Origin of the sequence: Dactylosporangium darangshiense (assembly GCF_039537565.1) — a bacterium.
GTDB lineage: Bacteria > Actinomycetota > Actinomycetes > Mycobacteriales > Micromonosporaceae > Dactylosporangium > Dactylosporangium darangshiense.
In genome coordinates, this window is record NZ_BAABAT010000001.1 from 762,661 (window position 1) to 782,638 (window position 19,978).

Genomic DNA, 19,978 nt, shown 5'->3' on the forward strand with positions numbered 1-19,978 from the left:
GGAGGCGCTGGCCGAAAACCCGTGCCGCGCGCGCGGTTCGCGAGGGGGCGCTGGCCGAAAACCCGTGCCGCGCTCGGTTCGTGAAGGGGCCCTGGACGAAAACCCGTGCCGCGCTCGGTTCGTGAGGGGGCCCTGGACGAAAACCCGTGTCGCGCGCGGATCGCCCTCCGGTACAACGGTGTGATGCTGCGCAAGTACCCCCGGACCCCGCACCTGCAGGGATCCCGCCTCCAGCCGGGGGACCACGACCTCGCGCAGGTCCCGTTCGCCGAGCTGGCCGGCCGCCCGCTCGTGGTGGAGGAGAAGCTCGACGGCGCCAACGCCGCAATCAGCTTCGATGCCGATGGCGAGCTGCGGCTGCAGTCGCGCGGGCACTACCTGACCGGCGGGCCGCGCGAGAAGCAGTTCGCACCCTTCAAAGCGTGGGCCGCCGGCGTGCGCTATCAGCTGTGGCCGGTCCTGCGCGATCGATTCATCCTGTACGGCGAGTGGCTTTACGCCAAGCACACCGTCTTCTACGACGCGCTGCCGCACCACTTCTGCGAGTTCGACGTCTACGACCGCCAATCCGATGCGTTCATGTCCACGCCACGGCGCCGCGATCTGCTCGACGGCCTCGGCATCGCGTCGGTGCCGGTGCTGCACGAGGGCGCGTTCGCCGACCTGCCGGCGCTGACGAAGCTGGTCGGCCCGTCGACGTGCCGCACCGGCGGCTGGCGGGCGGCGCTGCGCGAGGCGGCGGTGGCCGGCGGCGCCGACCCGGACCAGGTCGAGCGCGAGACCGATCTGTCCGAGGACATGGAGGGCCTGTACCTCAAGCTCGAGGACGCCGGCACCGTGCTCGGCCGCTACAAGTGGGTCCGGCCGAGCTTCCACACCGCGATCCTCGACTCGGGCAGCCACTGGCAGGACCGCCCGATCGTCGCCAACCGGGTCCGGCCGTGAACCCGTTCGAGCGGCTGTGCCCGGCCCCGCCGTCGTGGTCGTTGCCCTGGGACGCGATCCCCGCGGCCGTGCCACGGCTGCGCGAGCTGCCGGACGGCGGCGCGCACACCCGGTCCGCGGCCGAGGCGCTGGCCGGCCTCGCGCAATGGCGCGCCCGCCCCGAGCCCGAGCGGGTCCGCGTCTTCGCCGCGGTCGTCCTGCACGACACCGGAAGGACCGCGGAGGAGTCCGCGGTCGTCCTGCGCAACACCGGAAGGACCGCGGAGGAGTCCGCGGTCGTCGTGCACGACAGCGGAAGGACCGCGGAGGAGTCCGGGCGCGCCCGCCGGGGCGAGCACTACGCGCGCCGGCTGCTGTGGGAGACGGGCGCGCCGATCGCCTGGCGCGAGCACGTCGCCGCCCTGGTGCGCCACCAGCGGCTGCCGTTCGGCGCGCTGGAGCGCACCGACCTGGACCGGGTCGCGTTCCGGGTCAGCCTGCTGGCCCGCAACGACGACCTCGCGCTGGTGGCGACCGCGGACGCGCTGGGGCGCGACGGCGGCGAGCGCGATGCGGGCGAGGTCGCGCTCTTCGTGGAGTACACCCGGGAAATAGGCTGCCTGGACGGACCGCGCGCCTTCGCCTCGGACCATGCGCGGTTCGAGTATTTCCGGCACCCCGGCCGGGATCCGGGCTATGCGGCCTTCGACGACACCCGCACCACGGTGACCGTGATGTCCGGGCTGCCGGGCGCGGGCAAGGACCACTGGATCGCGGCCAACCGCCCCGGCGTGGCGGTCGTCAGCCTCGACGACCTGCGTGACGAGCTCGGCGTGCGCCCGACCGGCGACCAGGGCCCGGTGGTCGCCGCCGCCTACGAGCGGGCCCGCGCGCACCTGCGGTCCGGCACCCCGTACGTCTGGAATGCGACGAACGTGACCCGCGCCCTGCGCTCGCGGTGCATCGGGCTGGCCGCGGGGTATCGGGCTCGGATCGAGGTGGTGAGCGTCGAGGCGCCGCCGGACGTGGTGCACCGGCGCAACCGGGCGCGCGCGGCGCCGGTGCCGGCCGGGGTGATCGACCGGATGGCCGCGCGCTGGGAGCCGCCGGACCCGACCGAGGCGCACGAGGTGCGCTGGGTCCGCAACGACTAGCGGCTGGTGGTTATGCGGCGATCACGGCGCCGGGGCGGCGCAGGGAACGGATCGCGCGCACGGTTCTGGTCTCGGCGGCCGGGTAGGTCGCGCGGACCTGGGCCAGCGCCCACGCCATGCGGGCGACGGCGGTCTCCGGGTGGTCGCCGAACTCGCTCGCGACGCGCGCCGCGCAGCCCTGGATGCCCATGCTGCGCAGGGTCGCCGCGACCGCGCTGCGGATCTCCCCGCCCGCCGGGAACTGGGAGGACTGCAGATCGGACGCGAAAAGCGCCTCGGCCCGAACGGCCTCGAATGTGGTAGCCATCTCGCACCTCCTGTGCGCTTCTGCGGAACGCCTTCAGTGAAATCGATGTGTTCCTGATGACATTCACGCTACGCGGGCCCGTCCAGTTCAGGTTCACGGTTTCATGCCAGCGTCGTGTGTTGGTCACTCGCCGTTGATCGCTTAGCAGGGTGCGGTCGTTGGTTCGCTGTGGAAGGGTGGGGCGGTGTCGCTGATCCCCAACGCGCCGACCAGCGCGCCGTTGCCGCTGCACCGAGCCGCGCGTGTCGAGGACGCGATCCACAACGTCCTCGAGCGGCGGCTGCGCCGGCGCGGGTGGAAGGTCGCCGTCACCGCCTACACCGGCTACGGCGCCTGCGCGACGGCCGACCGGCCCGGCTGGGTCCGGGTGCTCGGCCGGGTGCTGCTGGCCCGGATCGACCCCAAGCCGGGCAAGCGCCTGAAGAAGCTGCGCGGCTGGCGCTCGTTCACCGCGGTGTCGGTCATGGACGCGGTGGTGCGCATCGAGGCGGGCGGGCGGACCTGCGAGGTGCGCTGCGACCGGGGCGGGTTCATCGACGTGGTCGTCGAGGCCGACCTGGCGCCGGGCTGGGCGAGCGTCACCCTGCAGAGCGAGAACAGCACGCCGGTCGAGGCGCCGATCCGGATCATCGACCCGGCCACCACCCGCTTCGGCATCGTCTCCGACGTCGACGACACGGTCATGGTGACCACGCTGCCACGGCCGCTGCTCGCCGCGTGGAACACGTTCGTGCTCGACGAGCACGCGCGGGCCTCGGTGCCGGGGATGGCGGTGTTGTACGAGCGGCTGGTCAACGCCAACCCGGGCGCACCCGTCTTCTACCTGTCCACCGGCGCCTGGAACGTGGCCGCGACGCTGACCCGGTTCCTGTCCCGGCACCTGTACCCGGCCGGCCCGCTGCTGCTGACCGACTGGGGTCCGCAGCCGGACCGGTTCTTCCGCAGCGGCCAGGCGCACAAGCGGGCCTCGCTGGCCCGCCTCGCGGAGGAGTTCCCGGACATCCGCTGGCTGCTCGTCGGCGACGACGGCCAGCACGACCCGGAGATCTACGCCGAGTTCGCGGCCGAGCACCCCGACAGCGTGGCCGCAGTCGCCATCCGGCACCTCTCGCCGACCCAGGCGGTGCTGGCCGGCGCCTTCCCGGGCGTCGCCGGCAGCTCGAAGCGCTTCCCGCCCAACGAAGCGCGCTGGCTGTCCGCGCCCGACGGCGCCGGCCTGTGGCGCCTGCTGCGCGACACGGAGATCCTCTGAATTAGTAGCCATGGCTACTATAGCCATGTACTGTTTCTGGCATGACGACGCCCGGTTCCCTGGTCTGGCGGCTGTCCATGCGCTGGCGGGTGCTGGTCGACCGTGCGCTCGCGCCGCTCGAGCTCACCCACGCGCAATACACGCTGCTGGCCAACCTCTACGGACGGCCGGAGCGGCCGAGCCAGCGCGGGCTGGCCGACCGGACGGGCCTGGAGCCGTTGTACGTGTCCAAGCTGGCCCGCGCGCTGGAGGCGGCCGGCCTGATCGAGCGCGAGCCGGACCCGGCCGACACGCGCGCGGTCCGGCTGGCACTGACCGAACGGGGGCGCGCGGTCACCGGGGAGGCGGTCGGGATCGTCCGCGGGCTGCAGGAGCGCCTGCTGGCCCCGATCGGGGGTCCCGGCTCGCCGCAGACCGAGGCGTTCGTCGCCACGCTGGAGAAGCTTCTCGAAGGAGACCCGTCATGACCACACCAGTGCTCAACGGCCAGCTCATCGGGCAGGCCCAGATCGCCACCGGCGCGCTGCTCGAGCGCATCCTGGCGCGCACCGGCACCACGTTCCACCAGTGGGTCGCGATCAACGTGGCCACGCTGTCCGGCGGCGCGGTCGAGCGCGCCGGGCTCATTGCCCGCATGACCGACGGGCTGCGCATCGAGGCCGGCGCCGCCGAGGCGGCCGCCTCCGGGGTAGTCGAGCTGGGGCTGGCCGAGCTCGACGGCGAGCGGCTGGTGCTGACCGAGGCGGGCCGGGCGCGGCACGCCGAGATCAGCGCCGACACGGCCGAGCTGACCGGGCGCCTCTACGGCGGCATAGAGGCCGACGACCTCGCCGTCGCCGGGCGCGTCCTGGCCGAGGTCACCGCCCGCGCGCAAGCGGAACTGCGGCGCTGACCTCCCGACCGGCGTACGAGAACGGCCGGTCGACAGGAGTCCTGTCGACCGGCCGCTCGCAGACGCAAGGGTCAGAGCACGGAGAGATGCACGTGGTTGGTGTGATCGCTGGATGGGTCACCTGCGACGCCGCTGTAATGGTGCCAGCCGGCCGCCGGTGTCCAGATCTGTTTGAACCAGATCACGTACATCACGCCTAGGTTGTAGGCGTTCTTGACGAAGTACGCGGCCAGCGTCGAGCCGTAGACGAAGTCGTCGCCGGTGGCCACCCCGCCGAATCCGCTCGTCTTCTGCACCGAGAAGTCGCAGGCGCGCCCCTTGGGATGCTCATACGGCCCGCTCGGGCGGTAGCAGGACACGAACCGCTTGAAGCCGTCCTTCTGTGCCGTCTGCATGTCGTGCAGCGTGCGCGGCGTGAGGCAGCCGGTGGTGGTGGGGTCGTCCTGGTTGCACGACTCCTTGGGCAGCGACCCGTCGGAGTTGCGCTTCACCGGGTCGGCGACCGGCAGGTTGGCGGAGACGAAGCCCTTGCTCGGCCCGCCGGCCAGCGCGAGCGCCTTCTCCGCCTCCTTCTTCTGCTGCTCCATCGTCGCGACCTGCTGTTGCTGGGTCGCGACCTCCTCGTCGAGCGCCTTCTTCTGCGAGGCCTGCGCCTCGCGCAGCACCCTGAACTGGTGCAGCAGGTTGTCGTTGTGGTGTGCGAGCTCGTTGATGGAGCCGGCCCGTTCGGCGAAGCTGTCGGGGCTGTCGGCGTCCATCAGGGCCGCGAACGTGGTGAGGGGGCCGGTGCGATACGCCGCGACGGCGATCGAGGACACCTGGTCCTGCAGCGAGGCGAGCTGCGCCTCGGTGGACTGCAGCTGCGTCGTGAGCTCGGCCTGGTGCTTGACGGAGGCGTCGAAGCGCGCCTTGGCGTCGGTCCAGGCCCGGGTGGTGTCCTCCAGCACGGAGCCGAGGGTCGGATTGGCGGCGGCGCCTTCGTCGCCCGGGTCGCCACTGGGCTCGGCCGAAGCGGGCGTGGCGGCGAGCCCACCCAGCACGAGTGCCGCCAGCAGCGTGATCAGAACGCGCCGGTGGGGATGTCGCGATGACATCTGGTTCGTTGTTCCTTCCGTCGGCCGCCGACCGAGTTAGCTGACGGGTTCGGGACGGAACGACCCCTACCACCCTTCCGAAGAAGGGTGGATTCACCCCAACGTAACGGTGGGTCCCCGGTTCGCCACGGTGCGGCGATTGGGCGGCAGCCACGCCCGGCACCGTGGGGCGGTGCCCGCATGGACGTGACCGTGGGTCACTGTACCCAGGGCGCGGAAAACGCGCACCGCACCGTTTGTGCGAAGATCCTCGCTAGCTCCCGCACTGCGGCCGAGTGTGTCTCAGATCACATTGATTACTCACGGTGAGTGACTCTGTCGCTCCCGATCGTGGGGCCGTCGCGCAGGCTCAACGGTACCGTAAATATTATTCATAAAACGATGATGTTCACTGCTTCGGTGATTCCCGGGCCGGAACTCGTTCTATACGTACTCGGGCCTGGTGGCCGCCCTGTCCGCCTACCCCGCGTTCGCCAGGACCGGCTCCGACGCGGTGCGCAAGCAGGAGGCCGCGGCGTTCCTGGCCAACGTCAACCACGAGACCGGCGGGCTGGTGTACATCGTCGAGCAGAACACCGCCAACTACCCCCACTACTGCGACGCGAGCCAGTCCTACGGCTGCCCGGCCGGCCAGGCGGCGTACTACGGCCGCGGGCCGATCCAGCTGAGCTGGAACTTCAACTACAAGGCGGCCGGCGACGCGCTCGGCATCGACCTGCTGCACAACCCCAACCTGGTGCAGACCGACGCGGCCGTGGCCTGGAAGACGGCGCTGTGGTACTGGAACACGCAGAGCGGCCCGGGCACCATGACCCCGCACAACGCCATGGTCAACGGGGCCGGATTCGGCGAGACCATCCGCAGCATCAACGGCAGCCTGGAGTGCAACGGCCGCAACCCGGCCCAGGTGCAGAGCCGGGTCTCGGCGTACCAGCGCTTCGTGGGGATTCTCGGCGTGGGCGTGGGTAGCGGCGCCCTGTCCTGCTAGGCCTTCCTGGCAACCCCGCCGTAGAGGGCGGCCTGGGCGTCGGTGAGCGACTCACCGGCGTCCGGCCGCCACCGCAGGATCGGCACCACGCCGGGCTCCACGAGCTCGAGGCCGTCGAAGAAGCCGGCGACCTCCTCGCGGTTGCGCAGCCGGGTGGTGATGCCCTGCTTGCGCATGATCGCGGTGAAGCGGGCCCACTCCTCGGGCTCGAAGTCCGCGGTGATGTGCGACAGGACCAGGTAGCTGCCGCTGGGCAGGGCCGCCATGAGCCGCTCGACCAGGCCGTAAGGGTCGTCGTCCTCGTCGAGGAAGTGCAGGATGGCGAAGAGCAGCAGCGCGACGGGGCGGTCGAGGTCGAGGTTCTCGAGCAGCTCCGCCGCCTGCAGGATGCGGTTGCCGTCCTGGAGGTTGGCGTCGACGTAGGCCGTGCGGCCCTCGGGCGCGCTGGTGAGCAGCGCGCGGGCGTGCGCCAGCACGATGGGGTCGTTGTCGACGTACACGATGCGGCAGGACGGATCGATTGCCTGTGCGAGCTCGTGGACGTTCGGCGAGGTCGGCAGGCCCGTGCCGATGTCGAGGAACTGCCGGACGCCCGCCTCCTCGGCGAGGAAGCGCACCGTGCGGCGCAGGAACGCCCGGTTCTGCAGCGGGGCGGTCGCCGCGTTCGGGTTGACCTTCAGCCCCGCCTCGGCCGCCGCGCGGTCCGGGGCGAAGTTGTCCTTCCCACCGAGCAGATAGTCGTAGACGCGCGCGGGATGCGGCCGATCGGTGTCGAAGGGTGCGGCCATGCGGTCCTCCATGTCCTGCCATTGACCGACGTTGCCGACAGCATAGGCGCGACCGCTCAGCCGCAGGCCTTGTTCAACGCGGTGGTGAGGGCGGCGCCGGCCTTCAGCACGTCGCCGACGGTCACGCCCAGCGTCTCCGCGTAGCGCTTCAGCGCCGCCAGCACGGCGTCCGCCGCCGAACGCAGCTCGGGATCGGTGACCTTCGGCGCGAGCGGCTCCAGCTTGGCGTTCCAGTCCTTGGCCGCGGCAGCCTCCTGCGTCTGCAGCGACTCGGCGGCCGCGTGGTCGTTGTGCTGGATCGCATCGAGCGCCTTGGCTGAGACGTCGCTGAACTTCGCGAAGTACTCCAGGTGCACCGCCTTGACGTCGCGGCAGGCCTGCGTGCCCGGATCGGCCGACGCCGGTGCCGCCGCGCTCGTCGCACCGGCGGCGGCCTGCGCGGTGCTGTTCGCGGTGTCGCCGCCGCACCCGGTCGCCAGCACCAGCACTGCCGCCGCGACGGCGGCCGCCGTGAGGAATCGCATTTCGAGCGGTCTCCTTAGATCGTTTGACGCCGCCCGATCTTACGGAGGTTCACCGCCCGGCGGGTGCCCGGAACAGCCTGGCCACGGCGCGGAAGGCGACCCACGGCAGCCAGCCGCCGAACAGCAGCAGCCCGCCGGCGATGGAGATGAACGCCGGCACGCCGATGAAGTCCGGCAGGGGCATCAGCGAGGGCGGCAGGACGCCGCAGGCCACGATGACGGCCAGCTGCGCCGCCGCGCCCAGGACCAGCGGCACGCGCATCAGGCCGAGGAGCGCGTTCGGCGGGCCCGGGCGGCGGATGAGCCGGCGGCGCGACCACTGGGCGTTGGCCAGGAACAGGACCAGCACTACGGCCGCGACGATCGCCCGGGCCGGCCACGGGCTCGGTGGGTCGATGCACAGCAGCCACGGCACCGCGGCCACGAGCGCGCCGTTGCGGACCATCCACAGCGCCCAGCGAGCCACCAGGGAGGACTCGCGGTGCTCGGTCAGCAGGTCGGTGGTCAGCGGCGCCTCGACCGGTGCGGCACCATCGGCCCGCTGCCGGGGCACGGCGGCGGTCGGGTACAGGGCCGGGTGCGGCGGGCCGGCGACCTTGCGGTCCACGGCCAGCGCGGCGCCGCCGGAGGCGAGCAGGGCGACCAGGTGCGCGCCGATCGCGATCCGCAGCGCGTACGACGTCGGGCCGTCCGGGTCCTGCATGATCCCGGTGACGGTCATGGCGGTGGCGGTGGCGGCGGTGAACGCGATGCCGAACAGCCGCGCGCGGGCGCGGATGTCGGTGCGCAGCAACTGGCGCGCATACGACCGGGTGCCCGGCGACAACGAGCGCCAGGTGCGGATCACCCACACCACCCACAGCGCGGGCAGCGCCAGCGCCACGATCGCATACTGCGGTTGCCTCGAGAACGGCCCGATCAGACCGGCGACCCAGAGGCTCATGATCCCCCAGCCGCCCAGGGCGCCGATGAGCAGGCGGTCCAGGACGGTACGAGCGGCGTGGTCGGTCGGCGCGGCGGCGAGGACGGCGCTGATGTGCCCGGCCGCGTCGGGCAGGCGGCCGCCGGTGAGCGCGATGCGGCCGAGGCCGGTCAACGCCGCAGTGTTCTCCGGGTCGATGGCGAGCGCGCGCCGATACGACCGCTTTGCCGCGGCGCTCCAGCCGATCGCGTCGAAGAGCAGCGCGCGGATGTGGTGCGGTCCGGCGGTCTCCGGCGCGAGGCGCACCGCGCGCTCGCTGGCCCGGAACGCCCGCAGCCGGTGTCCGCGGTTGAACTCGGCCAGGGCCAGCGCCGCCTGGGCCCGCCAGTCCTCCGGCGCCAGGCGGACCGCCTCCAGCGCGCTCACCTGTGCCGGCTCCGGCTCGTGCAGGCCGACCAGCGCAAACGCGAGGAGCAGGTGGGCGTCTGCGTGCTCGGGATCGGCGGCGACCGCCTGAGCGGCGGCGTCGCGCATCGGGCCGTAGCCGTTCTCGGCCTGGTGGGTGCGGGCCAGCAGGCACAGCGCCTCGACGTCGTGCGGGTCATCGGCCAGTAGGGCCAGGACCTCCTGCCGCGCCGCGTCGGCGCGACCGATCTCCAGTAAGGCCGTGGCGCGCGCCAGCCCAGTCACGGAACAATCGTAAGCTGGTCGCAAACTTTACGGGGGCCGCCGAATGACTGACTCGCCGTTGATCGCGTCCCTGCTCGCCGCGCTCGAGGGGCGCCCCGACGACCTGGTGCTGCGCCTGCACGTCGCCGAGCTGCTGGTGGACGCCGGCCGGGCGCAGGAGGCGATCGTCCACATAGGATTCGTCCTCAGCCGCGAGCCTTCCAACGCCACCGCGCTCGCCCTCATGCGGCGCTCGCTCGGCAACGCCGCGCCGCCGCCACCTCCTGCTGCCGATGATCCCCTGGCCGCCTACGAGCGCGAGCTGTCCGACGTGCTCCCGCCCCGTTACGCCGCCGGAGACAATGTCGCGCCGGTCGAGGGCGAGACGGACCGGATCTACGACGTCGAGGTGCCCGCCGTGCGCCTCGCCGACGTCGGCGGCATGGTCGAGGTCAAGAAGCGGCTGGAGCTGGCGTTCCTCGGCCCACTGCGCAATCCGGAGCTGCGGAAGTTGTACGGCAAGAGCCTCCGCGGCGGCCTGCTGCTCTACGGCCCGCCGGGCTGCGGCAAGACCTTCCTCGCCCGCGCGGTCGCCGGCGAGCTGCGGGCCAAGTTCCTGTCGCTGTCCATCGTGGACGTGCTGGACATGTGGATCGGCAACTCCGAGCGCAACCTGCACGAGCTGTTCGAGTCGGCCCGCCGCAACGCGCCCTGCGTGCTGTTCCTCGACGAGGTCGACGCCCTGGGCCACAAGCGGGCGCAGCTGACCTCCTCGGCGATGCGGACCCTGAGCAACCAGCTCCTCGCCGAGCTCGACGGCATCGAGGGCAACAACGAGGGCGTCTTCGTGCTGGCCGCGACCAACACGCCCTGGGACGTCGACGCGGCGCTGCGCCGGCCGGGCCGCCTCGACCGCATCGCGCTGGTGCTGCCGCCCGACGAGCCGGCTCGGGAGGCGATCCTGCGGTACCACATGCGCGACCGCCCGATCGCGAGCATCGATCTGGCGAAGCTCACGGCCGAGACCCCGGACTTCTCCGGCGCGGACCTCGCGCACCTGTGCGAGACGGCGGCCGAGTATGCGATGGCCGACTCGATCGAGCGGGGCGAGGTGCGCATGATCGAGCAGCGGGACTTCGAGCGGGCGCTGAAGGAGGTCCGCCCGTCGACCGGGCCGTGGTTCGCCACCGCGCGCAACGTCGCCCTGTTCGCCAACGAGGGCGGCGCCTACGACGAGCTCGTCAACTACCTGAAGCGCCGTAAGCTGCTGAAGTAGCCAGCACCAGGGTGGCGTCGTCGTGCTGCTTGAAACGGCGCCCGGCGCGCTGCAGCCGCTCCGGCCAGCCTGTTTCGAACGTGCGCACCGCCCGGATCGCGGCTCGGGGCCCGCCCCGCTCGGCGAGCTCGAAGACCTCCGGCCAGCCCAGGCCGAAGAACTCCACGAGGCGCGATACGCCGTCGGTGCAGGCCATCATGCGGTACACCGTGTCGCTCGGCACCGCGCCGACCAGCGCCTCGCCCGCGGCCTCCGGCGCCGTCGACGCGACCCAGAAGCCACCGGGCCGGTTGCGGACGAGCGCGACGCTGTGCCGGTCGTAGGCGGCCAGGTGCGCGGTGCGGTCGTCGGTGATCGCGGTGACGCCGTCGCCGTCCGTGAACACGACGGTCGAATCGCAGAGCACGAGGTAATCCAGGAAACCCGGACGTTCCCGGACGATCGCGACCGTCGTCGACGGGCTGTTCGGGTTGGTCAGGTCGCAGGTCGCCGCGTGGCGGTCGCGGACCGCCTCGATCGCGCCGGCCAGCGCCCGGTCGAGCGCGACTTCGCCGTCGTCCGACAGCACCGCGGCCAGCTCGGCGCCGAGCGCCCGGACCAGCCAGTTCGGCCCGTGCACGCAGCCGCTGTCGATGCCCGGCAGCTGCGTGACGCCGTCGAGGACGATCGCGAAGCCGGGCGCGAGCACGACATGGTCGTCGTTGCGCAGGCCCGGTGCCGCCTCGGTGGCGAAGGCCAGGTCCATGACTGCCTTTGGTGAAGCGGTCTCAGTACGAGCAGTTGATCAGGTCGCACTCCGGGTTGAGCCTGATCTGGTACTTCGCCGCCACCCCGTCGCTGATGTGCGCGGCGAACTTCATGACGTCCGCCGTCGTGGCCCCACCGCGGTTGGTCACCGCGAGCGTGTGCTGGCTGGACAGCGCCACCGTGCCGTTGCCGAAGTCCAGCCCGTAGCCGGGATTGAACCCGGTGTGCTGGATCAGCCATGCGGCGTGCAGCTTGGTGCCCTTGACGTCCGGCTGCGACGGGCAGTCGGCGGCCTCGGCCGGCACCTCGGCCAGCACCGGGTTGATGAAGAACGACCCGACGCTCCAGGTGTCGTGGTCGTCGGCGTCGAGCACCATCTTCTTGCTGCGCCGCTGCGCGATGATCGCCGCCCGCACGTCGGCCAGCGCGGCGGTGCCGCCGACCTCGATGCCGAGCCGCTCGGCGATCGGCGCCGCCTTCACCGGCCCGGACTGCTCGGCGCGGCGCAGGCGGTAGGTGACGTCGAGCACGACCCAGCGGTCGCTGCGCTTGAAGACCGACATCCGGTGGCTGCCGAACCCGCACTGCTCGGGGAGCCAGCGCTCGACCGCGCCGGTCTCCCGGTCGTACACCGTGATCGCCTCCAGCACGTCGGAGGTCACGGTGCCGTAGGCCCCGACGTTCTGCACCGGCGTGCCGCCGACCGACCCCGGAATGCCCGACAGCGACTCGATGCCGGCCAGCCCTTGCGCGACCGCGAGCGCGACGAGCCGGTCCCACTCGACGCCGGCGTCGGCCCGGATGGCGGTACCGTCGACGTCGATCTTGTCCGACTCCATGCGCACGACGGCGCCGTCCCAGCCGACGTCCCCGACGACGAGGTTGGACCCGCCGCCCATCACCAGCAGCTGCTCGCCGGCCAGGTCGGCGGCGCGCACCAGCTCGACCGCGTGCTCCGTGGCGGTGGCGACATGCAGCTGCCCGATGGGTCCGCCGACCCGCATCGTGGTCAGGTCGGCAAAGGTGATGCTCACGGCTGCGAAGCTTACCCAGTCGAGCCCAACGCCCCCGGCGCGAGCACCTTGGCCGCGGCCACCAGCAGCCGCCGCGCCGACCGGATCGCCGAGAGCGTCTCCTGCAGCAGATACTCGGCGTTCTGGGGCCGATCCCCCCATTCGGGCCCAAAGCCGACGGTCTCCACCTCCGCGCCATACGGGAGATAAATGCGGCGCAACGCGTCGAACTGCTGGAACGGCACGAACACCTGCGTCGTGACCAGCAACACCCGCTGTCCTGCTCTTGGTTCGGCACACCGCGCCCACAACCCGAGCGTGTCGGAGGTGTCCGGCCGGTACGGCGGCCGGCTCGTGCACGCCGACAGCACCGAGCCAACCATCTCGCCGGTTTCGTTCGTGAGCGGCGCCCGCCGCTCATGCGTGAATTCGGCCGGCGTCCGGTCCGCGTTCTCGGCCTCGCGGTAGGGCCATTTCGGGCAGGGCTCGGAGTCGGACGTGCAGCCGCACAGGAACTCGATCCCGCTGGCCCGCAGTCCGAGCTCGGCCCGCGCGGCCCCCAGCATCAGCCCGAACTCGTCGGTCGCCCCCGGCGCGTACCGCTCGGCAACGGGCCGCTCGGGCCGCGCCGCGTCCTCGATCAGGAACCGCGGGCTCCCGAGGAAGCTGACCTCCCCGAGCTGTGTTCCACGCTCGCGCAACAGCGCCGCGTACTTCGTCCGAAGCAACGGCGACCGGTACCCACCCCCGAGCACGAGCGTCTTGTCGTACGCCCGGAAGCGCGGCTCACGCGCCTCGACCAGCCCGAGCTCGTCGGCCAGCCGCGCAATGCGCTCGCGGGTGGCGTCGTCGAAGTCGGCACTGACGGCCTGGGAGCGTTCGCGATAGCTGGATCCGTCAGGGGTACGAAAGTTGAAGGCCCCTGCGGCGGCGCGCTCCACCACGAGGACGTGCCGCAGCAGCTCACCCTGCGCTGTTATGCCTTCGGCGCCCTGGAACGGCCCGTCTATACCTTCGGCGTCCTGGAACAGCCCGTCGAGCCAGCCCGGCAGCTCCTCGTTGAGGTGCAGCCACCCGACCATCTCGCCACCGTCACCGTCGGCGAACATCCCGAGCAGCTCCACCATCGGCTCGCTGCGCAGCCATCGCTCGACCTGAGTGAACGCGTACTCCGCCCGCTCCACCTCACTCACGCCGATCACAGTACCGAGGTCCCGTTCGATTCCCGGCACCCGCCAACGGGGCGTAATCCGTCCATCGCGCACGGCGAGGACGACCCGGGCCTGCCGGTTGGGTCGATTGACCCCGGGTGAGGGTGAGAGAAGGATTCTTCGGCATGCGCAACCGCCGGGTGAGTCTGCTCGACATAGGATTAGATCAGTCGTTCGACGCGTCGATGGCCTTCGTGCAGTCAACCTTGCAGAGCATCAACGCCGGCTGGTCCGAGCCGATCGTCGACATCGACTTCGTGCGGTCCCGCGATCCCGACACCGTCCTCGCCGCCTTCACCGCACCTTGCGATGTCTTGCACGTGATGGCACACGGCGACCAGGATAGCGAGACGCCGACGTTCAGCAGCACCGACGCCAAAACCACCATCACCCTGTCCGAGCTGGGCGACTACGCCGCGGAGCGCGGCCACGGCCTGAACGCCAGCGCCGTCGTGGCCGACGGTTGCCGGACCGGCATCGGCTCGTGGCAGAAGGCCCTGCGCGACTGCCTGCACGGCGACATCGTCTACATCGGCACGTCGGCCTTGATCGGCTGGCACGAGAGCACGGTGTTCTGCTCCGCGTTCTACGGCGCTCTGTTCCGCAACAAGGGCAAGGGCTTCACCCCCTTTGAACAGGCCTTGGACGCCGCAGGCCGCGCAATCGACGCCTACGCGGCGATCACCGACCGGATCTGCCCGTACAAGGTCATGGTCCTGCAGCCCAGCCGCCAGGCCCGCCTGGCTTTCCGCTAGCTGTTTCAATAGCTCGCTCGCCGGGTGCGCCAACGGGCGCTGCTTTAGCAGGCGGTCGGCGGTCGGCCGGTCCGTCAGTGGCACGGGCGGTCGGCGGTTGCCTGCTGCGGGTAGCGGCACAGGGCGCCGCTGGTGTTCGGATGCGCGCCGGTGGTGGCGGCCGGCAAGGTGTCGGGCGCGCGGCCGTGTTCGACCCAGTCCACGAGCGCCGCGAGCGGGTCGGTGGGGACGGGGCCGGCCCCGCCGGAGCAGTGCCGCACGCCCGGGGCGAGGAAGACGCGGTAGAACCGGTCGGTGGCCTCGGCGCCGCCCATGGCGGATTCGACGCGGCGGCGGTAGTCGACCGTGCCTTGCGGGAAGATCGCCTGGTCGGCCAGGCCGTGCCAGGTGATCATTTTGCCGCCCGCGGAGCGGAATGCGGACAGGTCGGGATCGTCGGAGCCGATGACGGCGCTGTAGCGGGCCCGGGACTCGTCGAACAGGCGCTCGAACTCGGCGTAGCCGATGGTGGAAACGTCGCGGTGCGGTTGCCGCAGCAGGAAGTAGCGGATCCAGTCCGCGGCGACGGGGAACGGCGCGCCGTGCCGTGAGCCGAACAGAGGCTTGGATGTGCCGGCCAGCCAGCTGAAGGACGCGCCGCGCGGCAGGCCGTACCACTGCCGTTCGCCGGCGCGGGTTGTCGGGCCGTCCCAGATCCTGCGGACGATGTCGGCGTCCGCCTGGCTGATCCGGATCGTCCGGCCGTGACAGCGCAGGCTCGTGCCGACGAGCCGGCCGGGGTCGAACCGACAGGTGTCGGGCCGCCCGATGATCCCGTCGAGGCGCCCGTCGTCGCCGTCGCACGCGGCGATCGCGGCGCGGTTGAAGGCGGCGAACTCGCATGCGGTCGGGTGGACACCCGCCTCGTTCATGACGACCTGCGGCCAGAACTGGGCCGGGGTGAGGCGGTTCCAAGCGATGGCAGGCGCGTCGGCGAGGATGCCGTCGAAGTCGCGGGGGTAGCGCTGCGCCTCGATCAGGCCCTGTCGGCCGCCGGTCGAGCAGCCGGTGAAGTATGAGTAGGCGGCCGGCCGGCCGTAGAACCCGGCGATCACCTGTTTCGCGATCTGGCTCATCTCGTGCACCGAACGGTAGGCGAAGTTGGCCAACAGCCCCTCGTTGATCGTCCTGTCACGGCGCAGCGCCCAGACGGGCGGGCTCTTGGCATTGCCCGGCTCACCGGCATCGGTGGACGCCGCCGCGTATCCTCGCCGGACCGCCGGGACGAGGGCGCGCTGAAACTCGCCCGCGGCGAACGCTCCGCCGCCGGTGGCCTGGAAGCGGCCGTTCCACGTCGATCGCGGCAGCCACACCTCGATGCGGACCCGGTCGCGAAGCGGCGGGTGCGTCAGGACGACCGTGACGTCGCAGAACGCCGGAACCCCGCTGGCAACGGGCCGGCCGAGACGGGGGGCGCGTGCGTTCATTTCGCCCGGGCGGCCGACCGTGGACATCGCGAGAATCCGCGCGCCGGGCAGGTACGGCCGGGACGGGCGCGGGCAGCCGCCGTGACCGGTGAGCAACACGGTGCTGACGACGGCGGACACCGTCAGCGCCACCGGCAGCAGGAGTGCGCCGATGATAACGACAGCTGTTCGCATCGCAGCTCCCGCAGGGATGGCCCGCGCGGGCGGACGTGCACGTGCACCGACGCCCCACCGGCTACCCGCCGCGACCCGCGTCACACTCCGGCGGAGCGAACGGCGCCGGGCCGGGCGTGCCAGCTGTAGGGGCTACGCGGCGGCCGCCGACCTTGCGGCAAAGAATTTTCTCAAGGCAACAGCGCCGATTACGTCAGGTGATCAGGCCGCTGCGATGGGCGAGGATTACCAGGTGGATTCGATCCCGGACATCCAGCTTGGTGAGCAGGTGGGCGACGTGGGTCTTGGCGGTACCGGGAGTGATGTGTAGTCGGACCGCGATCTCTGGATTCGACAGCCCTTCGGCGACAAGTAGCAGCACCTCGCGCTCGCGGTCGGTGATCCGTTCCAGCCGGTCCGGGTCAGGCCGCGCGCGGTGGGCCGGCACGCGGCCGGTGTCGGCCGGCGTCGGGTCCGACACGATCGCCGTCTGGCTGGGCAGGAGCGCGGGCGACGCGACGAACCGGGCGATCAGGCGTCGGGTCACGGTGGGCGCGAGCAACGCGTCGCCGGCGGCGATGATGCGGATCGCTGCCAGCAGGTCGGCCGGTGGAGTGTCTTTGAGCAGGAAACCGCTGGCCCCGGCGCGCAGTGCGGCGTAGACGTACTCGTCGAGGTCGAACGTGGTGAGCACAAGCACCCGTGCGATGGCCGATTTCGTGACGAGCTGGGTGGCACGGATGCCGTCGATGTCGGGCATCCGGATGTCCATGAGCACGACGTCCGGCCGGTGCCGCAGGGCCAGGTCGACGGCTTCCCGGCCGGAGCCGGCCTGGGCCACGACAGTCAGATCCGGTGCGGTACCGATGATGCCGGAAAGGCCCGCGCGGACCAGCGGTTGGTCGTCGGCGACCAGGACGCGTACGGTCACGTCACCGGTTCCTCGCGGGCGTCGACGGCCGGCGTCGGCAGTTGGGCGGCGACCAGGAACCCGCCGCCAGGCAGCGGCGCGGCCTCGAGATGGCCCCCGCAGAGCTGGACCCGCTCCCGCATGCCGGCCAGGCCGAGACCGGTCGAGGCGACCGGGCCGCCGCGGCCGTGGTCGGCGACCTCGATGGTGAGCCCGTCCGGGCGGTAGCCGAGGGTGACCCGCGCGGACGTCGTGGCCGCGTGCCTGGCGACGTTGGTCAGCGCCTCCTGGACGATCCGGTACGCGGACAGCTCCACCCCGGCGGGTAGGCGCCGGGACCGTCCGGTGATCGTCAGCTCGACCTTGACGCCGGCCTGGCCGGCCTGCGCGACGAGCCGTTCCAGGTCGGCCAGCGTGGGGGTGGGCGTCATGTCGGCGTCCGGGTCCGGGGTGCCGTCCGCCCGCAGCACGCCGAGCAGCCGGCGCATCTCGTCGAGCGTCTGGCGGCCGGTGGTCTCGATGGCGGCGAGCGCGGCACCGGCTTCGTCCGGCCGTTCCCGCACCACCAGGCGTCCGAACGCGGCCTGCACCGTGATCACGCTCATGCTGTGCGCCACCACGTCGTGCAGCTCGCGCGCGATCCGCAGGCGCTCCTCCGCGGCCCCTCGCCGGGCCCGTTCCCGCTCGCCCTCCGCTCGTCCGGCGTGGTGGCGTACGAGCTCCTCGCCGTACCGGCGGTGCTCGCCCCGGGCGTACCCGACCGTCCAGGCCACGACGAGCGCGACCGCGAACGGCAGCACTCCGCCGGCATGGCCCGTCAAGGCGGTGGCCGCCGGGCCGGTCAGCGCGACGGCCAGCACCGGCAGCCCGATCCGCACCGGGTGCCGCCCGGCGACCTGGTACAGCACGTACGCCAGCGGAGCCACCGCCAGGAAGCCCAGCAGCGGCGCCACCGGAGCCAGCCAGAAACCGCCCAGTGCGGCGGCGAAGGCAAGCATCGGCCGGCGCCGGCCGACGGCCACGGGCAGCGCGACAAGGGCGGTACCGCCGAGGGCCAGGGGCCATGGACTGATCTTGTGGGCGAACAGCGCCCACGCCGCCAGCGCATAGCCGAGACCGGCCGCGGACTCCAGGGCCAGCCGCTGGCCGGGTCGCAGCCGCTCCAGCAGCGGCGGACGGGGTTGCACAGGCCCAGCGTACGGAGCCGGCGGGGGTATTTCGTCTGCCGCGCGGCATAGCCCGGCCGGCGCATGCCCGCGGGCCGATGACGGGACGTGCCCCGGCCCGGCACGGTGATGCCCATGATCGAGGCACAGGAACTGACCAAGCGGTACAGAACGACGGTCGCGGTCGACCGGTTGTCCTTCCAGGTCCGGCCCGGGCGAGTGACCGGGTTCCTCGGACCCAACGGGGCGGGCAAGTCCACCACGATGCGGATGATCCTCGGGTTGGACACCCCCACGGGCGGGCACGCGCTGGTGGGCGGCCGGCCCTATCGCAGCCTGCCGTACCCGCTGCGGGAGGTCGGCGCGTTGCTGGACGCCGGGGCGGTGCACGGTGGCCTGTCGGCCCGGCAGCACCTGGCCTGGCTGGCCGCCAGCAACCGGCTGCCCCGCGCCCGGGTGGCCGACGTGCTCGGCCGTACCGGCCTGGAGGTCGTGGCCGGCAAGCGGATCCGCGGCTTCTCCCTCGGCATGCGCCAGCGCCTCGGCATCGCCGCGGCACTGCTCGGCGACCCACCAATCCTGATCTTCGACGAGCCGGTCAACGGCCTCGACCCGGAGGGCATCGCCTGGATCCGCGGGCTCCTGCGGGCCTTGGCCGCCGAGGGCCGAACGATCCTCGTCTCGAGCCACCTGATGAGCGAGACGGCGCTGACCGCCGACCACCTGCTGATCATCGGCCAGGGCCGGCTGCTCGCGGACACCGGCATCGACGAGCTCCTCCGGTCGGCCGGCGCTGCCACGTTGGAGGACGCGTACCTGCGGCTCACCCAGAACGCCGTGGAGTACCGCAGCATGGACGTGCACCGGTGACCGCCGCCCTGCACGCCGAGTGGATCAAGCTGCGGTCGCTGCGATCGACGTATCTCACCATGCTGTGCGCGATCGTCCTCGGCGCCGGGCTCGGCTGGCTGGACACCACCTCCGTCGCCCGTCACTGGGCCACCATGAGCGCCGAGGACCGGGCCGGGTTCGATGCGGTGGGCAACTCGTTCACCGGTCTGGTGTTCGCGCAGCTCGCGTTCGGGGTGCTGGGGGTGCTCGCGATCAGCACCGAGTACGGCACCGGCATGATCCGGACCACGCTGGCCGCGACACCCCGCCGGGGCACCGTCTTCATCGCCAAGGCGCTGGTCGTCGGTGCCGTAACCCTTGTCCTCGGCGAGGCGTTCGCCTTCGGCACGTTCCTGCTCGGCCAGGCGATGCTGGCCACGAGCCGTCTCGACGTGAGCCTGACCGATCCTGGCGTCCTGCGCGCGGTGTCCAGCGCCGGGCTCTACCTCTGGGTGGTGGCCCTGGTCGGATACGGCGTCGGTGCACTCCTGCGACACACGGCCGGGGCCATCGCCGTGATGTTCGGCGTCATCTTCCTGGCGTGGCCGGCGGCCCGGGCCCTGGAGAGCTGGTCGTACCTGCCGGACAAGCTGCTCCTGAGCAACGCCGCCGACGTCCTGGGGCAGGTGCACGCGCTTGCCGTCAAACCGCGTCTCCCCTCGTTGGGGCTGGCGTACCTCGATCTGCTGCTGTACCTCGTGGTCGCCCTCGGCCTCGGCGCCTGGCGCACCAGCCGCGACGCGTGACGTCCCGGGCGGAAATGTTGTCAGGCGGGGTTGTCGCGCCGGCGGATGGTACCGATGCGGGAGCATCGAGCCGCCGCTGGCGCTTCGGCCGTTGAGCCGCCACGCGGGCGAACAAGAGCGGCTAGGCTGG

The 19,978-nt window shown here is 71.9% G+C and carries 20 protein-coding genes, 1 pseudogene and 1 riboswitch; of the genes and pseudogenes, 10 read left to right on the forward strand and 11 right to left on the reverse strand.

Features of this window, described 5'->3' with window-relative positions:
- Positions 1 to 183 precede the first annotated feature (183 nt).
- Together ABD901_RS03415 and ABD901_RS03420 are read left to right on the forward strand one after the other, a co-directional pair.
- A complete protein-coding gene (locus ABD901_RS03415; protein ID WP_345120989.1) occupies positions 184 to 945 on the forward strand; it encodes an RNA ligase family protein in 762 nt (253 codons plus the stop codon).
- Positions 942 to 2,078 (forward strand): AAA family ATPase, encoded by a 1,137-nt coding sequence (locus tag ABD901_RS03420; protein WP_345120991.1) that lies wholly within the window; start codon positions 942 to 944, stop codon positions 2,076 to 2,078. The genes ABD901_RS03415 and ABD901_RS03420 overlap by 4 nt, the downstream gene beginning before the upstream one ends.
- Before the next feature lie 10 nt (positions 2,079 to 2,088).
- Here the strand turns inward: ABD901_RS03420 and ABD901_RS03425 are convergent, their stop codons facing one another.
- On the reverse strand, positions 2,089 to 2,385 hold the full coding sequence (locus ABD901_RS03425) for a hypothetical protein (RefSeq protein WP_345120993.1): 297 nt from the start codon (positions 2,383 to 2,385) through the stop codon (positions 2,089 to 2,091).
- A gap of 190 nt (positions 2,386 to 2,575) precedes the next feature.
- Between ABD901_RS03425 and ABD901_RS03430 the strand changes: the two genes are divergently transcribed.
- From ABD901_RS03430 to ABD901_RS03440, 3 genes are read left to right on the forward strand one after another with little or no spacing between them, the layout of a single operon-like run.
- The gene (locus tag ABD901_RS03430) at positions 2,576 to 3,637 is read left to right on the forward strand and encodes an App1 family protein phosphatidate phosphatase (protein ID WP_380139882.1); all 1,062 of its coding nucleotides are present in this window, start codon (positions 2,576 to 2,578) and stop codon (positions 3,635 to 3,637) included.
- A 41-nt stretch (positions 3,638 to 3,678) separates the two neighbouring features.
- On the forward strand, positions 3,679 to 4,104 hold the full coding sequence (locus ABD901_RS03435) for a MarR family winged helix-turn-helix transcriptional regulator (RefSeq protein ID WP_345120997.1): 426 nt from the start codon (positions 3,679 to 3,681) through the stop codon (positions 4,102 to 4,104).
- A complete protein-coding gene (locus tag ABD901_RS03440) occupies positions 4,101 to 4,529 on the forward strand; it encodes a hypothetical protein (protein WP_345120999.1) in 429 nt (142 codons plus the stop codon). Before ABD901_RS03435 ends, ABD901_RS03440 begins: the two co-directional genes overlap by 4 nt.
- 71 nt (positions 4,530 to 4,600) lie before the next feature.
- Here the strand turns inward: ABD901_RS03440 and ABD901_RS03445 are convergent, their stop codons facing one another.
- Positions 4,601 to 5,623, reverse strand: a complete 1,023-nt coding sequence (locus ABD901_RS03445) for a coiled-coil domain-containing protein (RefSeq protein ID WP_345121001.1) — start codon at positions 5,621 to 5,623, stop codon at positions 4,601 to 4,603.
- Between the two features lie 9 nt (positions 5,624 to 5,632).
- Positions 5,633 to 5,779: riboswitch (cyclic di-AMP (ydaO/yuaA leader) on the reverse strand.
- Positions 5,780 to 6,026: 247 nt separating this feature from the next.
- On the opposite strand from ABD901_RS03445, the pseudogene ABD901_RS03450 reads away from it, so the two are divergent.
- A pseudogene (locus ABD901_RS03450) lies at positions 6,027 to 6,611 on the forward strand (chitinase); the annotation flags it as partial.
- On the opposite strand, the gene ABD901_RS03455 reads toward ABD901_RS03450, so the two are convergent.
- From ABD901_RS03455 to ABD901_RS03465, 3 genes are read right to left on the reverse strand one after another with little or no spacing between them, the layout of a single operon-like run.
- Positions 6,608 to 7,399, reverse strand: coding sequence for an SAM-dependent methyltransferase (locus ABD901_RS03455; protein WP_345121005.1), 792 nt, complete (start codon positions 7,397 to 7,399; stop codon positions 6,608 to 6,610). The pseudogene ABD901_RS03450 and the gene ABD901_RS03455 overlap by 4 nt on opposite strands.
- A gap of 56 nt (positions 7,400 to 7,455) precedes the next feature.
- Positions 7,456 to 7,923 carry a hypothetical protein gene (locus ABD901_RS03460; RefSeq protein ID WP_345121007.1) on the reverse strand — a complete coding sequence of 156 codons (468 nt, stop codon included), beginning with the start codon at positions 7,921 to 7,923 and terminating at the stop codon, positions 7,456 to 7,458.
- A gap of 49 nt (positions 7,924 to 7,972) precedes the next feature.
- Positions 7,973 to 9,535, reverse strand: coding sequence for a tetratricopeptide repeat protein (locus ABD901_RS03465; protein ID WP_345121010.1), 1,563 nt, complete (start codon positions 9,533 to 9,535; stop codon positions 7,973 to 7,975).
- Positions 9,536 to 9,578: 43 nt separating this feature from the next.
- On the opposite strand from ABD901_RS03465, the gene ABD901_RS03470 reads away from it, so the two are divergent.
- Positions 9,579 to 10,790, forward strand: coding sequence for an ATP-binding protein (locus tag ABD901_RS03470; protein WP_345121012.1), 1,212 nt, complete (start codon positions 9,579 to 9,581; stop codon positions 10,788 to 10,790).
- Here the strand turns inward: ABD901_RS03470 and ABD901_RS03475 are convergent.
- The 3 genes from ABD901_RS03475 to ABD901_RS03485 are packed head-to-tail and all read right to left on the reverse strand — an operon-like array spanning position 10,756 to position 13,677.
- Positions 10,756 to 11,535 carry a protein phosphatase 2C domain-containing protein gene (locus tag ABD901_RS03475; RefSeq protein ID WP_345121014.1) on the reverse strand — a complete coding sequence of 260 codons (780 nt, stop codon included), beginning with the start codon at positions 11,533 to 11,535 and terminating at the stop codon, positions 10,756 to 10,758. The two genes, ABD901_RS03470 and ABD901_RS03475, sit on opposite strands and share 35 nt — an antisense overlap.
- Before the next feature lie 22 nt (positions 11,536 to 11,557).
- Positions 11,558 to 12,571, reverse strand: a complete 1,014-nt coding sequence (locus ABD901_RS03480; protein ID WP_345121016.1) for a UDP-N-acetylmuramate dehydrogenase — start codon at positions 12,569 to 12,571, stop codon at positions 11,558 to 11,560.
- A gap of 11 nt (positions 12,572 to 12,582) precedes the next feature.
- Complete coding sequence (locus ABD901_RS03485) at positions 12,583 to 13,677, reverse strand: hypothetical protein (RefSeq protein WP_345121018.1); 1,095 nt, start codon at positions 13,675 to 13,677, stop codon at positions 12,583 to 12,585.
- A 209-nt stretch (positions 13,678 to 13,886) separates the two neighbouring features.
- Here ABD901_RS03485 and ABD901_RS03490 point away from each other — a divergent pair, with 209 nt between their 5' ends.
- Entirely contained in the window at positions 13,887 to 14,516 is a 630-nt protein-coding gene (locus ABD901_RS03490) for a hypothetical protein (RefSeq protein ID WP_345121020.1), read from the forward strand.
- Positions 14,517 to 14,590: 74 nt separating this feature from the next.
- Here ABD901_RS03490 and ABD901_RS03495 read toward each other — a convergent pair whose 3' ends face one another.
- From ABD901_RS03495 to ABD901_RS03505, 3 genes are all read right to left on the reverse strand, one after another.
- On the reverse strand, positions 14,591 to 16,156 hold the full coding sequence (locus ABD901_RS03495) for a tannase/feruloyl esterase family alpha/beta hydrolase (RefSeq protein ID WP_345121022.1): 1,566 nt from the start codon (positions 16,154 to 16,156) through the stop codon (positions 14,591 to 14,593).
- 193 nt (positions 16,157 to 16,349) lie between these two features.
- Positions 16,350 to 17,066: a response regulator gene (locus tag ABD901_RS03500; protein ID WP_345121024.1), complete on the reverse strand. Its 717-nt coding sequence runs from the start codon at positions 17,064 to 17,066 to the stop codon at positions 16,350 to 16,352.
- Positions 17,063 to 18,232: a sensor histidine kinase gene (locus tag ABD901_RS03505; RefSeq protein ID WP_345121026.1), complete on the reverse strand. Its 1,170-nt coding sequence runs from the start codon at positions 18,230 to 18,232 to the stop codon at positions 17,063 to 17,065. The genes ABD901_RS03500 and ABD901_RS03505 overlap by 4 nt, the downstream gene beginning before the upstream one ends.
- 114 nt (positions 18,233 to 18,346) lie before the next feature.
- On the opposite strand from ABD901_RS03505, the gene ABD901_RS03510 reads away from it, so the two are divergent.
- Together ABD901_RS03510 and ABD901_RS03515 are read left to right on the forward strand one after the other, a co-directional pair.
- The gene (locus ABD901_RS03510) at positions 18,347 to 19,081 is read left to right on the forward strand and encodes an ABC transporter ATP-binding protein (RefSeq protein WP_345121028.1); all 735 of its coding nucleotides are present in this window, start codon (positions 18,347 to 18,349) and stop codon (positions 19,079 to 19,081) included.
- Entirely contained in the window at positions 19,078 to 19,848 is a 771-nt protein-coding gene (locus ABD901_RS03515) for an ABC transporter permease (protein ID WP_345121031.1), read from the forward strand. The genes ABD901_RS03510 and ABD901_RS03515 overlap by 4 nt, the downstream gene beginning before the upstream one ends.
- The last annotated feature ends 130 nt before the right edge of the window (positions 19,849 to 19,978 follow it).

What these genes read in the sequence shown, in the direction of transcription:
- ABD901_RS03510 (WP_345121028.1), top strand. Translation starts at nt 18,347, where the DNA reads ATGATCGAGGCACAGGAACTGACCAAGCGGTACAGAACGACGGTCGCG.
- ABD901_RS03495 (WP_345121022.1), bottom strand. Translation starts at nt 16,156, where the DNA reads ATGCGAACAGCTGTCGTTATCATCGGCGCACTCCTGCTGCCGGTGGCG.
- ABD901_RS03475 (WP_345121014.1), bottom strand. Translation starts at nt 11,535, where the DNA reads ATGGACCTGGCCTTCGCCACCGAGGCGGCACCGGGCCTGCGCAACGAC.
- ABD901_RS03460 (WP_345121007.1), bottom strand. Translation starts at nt 7,923, where the DNA reads ATGCGATTCCTCACGGCGGCCGCCGTCGCGGCGGCAGTGCTGGTGCTG.
- ABD901_RS03425 (WP_345120993.1), bottom strand. Translation starts at nt 2,385, where the DNA reads ATGGCTACCACATTCGAGGCCGTTCGGGCCGAGGCGCTTTTCGCGTCC.
- ABD901_RS03490 (WP_345121020.1), top strand. Translation starts at nt 13,887, where the DNA reads ATGCGCAACCGCCGGGTGAGTCTGCTCGACATAGGATTAGATCAGTCG.
- ABD901_RS03435 (WP_345120997.1), top strand. Translation starts at nt 3,679, where the DNA reads ATGACGACGCCCGGTTCCCTGGTCTGGCGGCTGTCCATGCGCTGGCGG.
- ABD901_RS03455 (WP_345121005.1), bottom strand. Translation starts at nt 7,399, where the DNA reads ATGGCCGCACCCTTCGACACCGATCGGCCGCATCCCGCGCGCGTCTAC.
- ABD901_RS03440 (WP_345120999.1), top strand. Translation starts at nt 4,101, where the DNA reads ATGACCACACCAGTGCTCAACGGCCAGCTCATCGGGCAGGCCCAGATC.
- ABD901_RS03470 (WP_345121012.1), top strand. Translation starts at nt 9,579, where the DNA reads ATGACTGACTCGCCGTTGATCGCGTCCCTGCTCGCCGCGCTCGAGGGG.
- ABD901_RS03445 (WP_345121001.1), bottom strand. Translation starts at nt 5,623, where the DNA reads ATGTCATCGCGACATCCCCACCGGCGCGTTCTGATCACGCTGCTGGCG.
- ABD901_RS03415 (WP_345120989.1), top strand. Translation starts at nt 184, where the DNA reads ATGCTGCGCAAGTACCCCCGGACCCCGCACCTGCAGGGATCCCGCCTC.
- ABD901_RS03485 (WP_345121018.1), bottom strand. Translation starts at nt 13,677, where the DNA reads ATGGTGGAGCTGCTCGGGATGTTCGCCGACGGTGACGGTGGCGAGATG.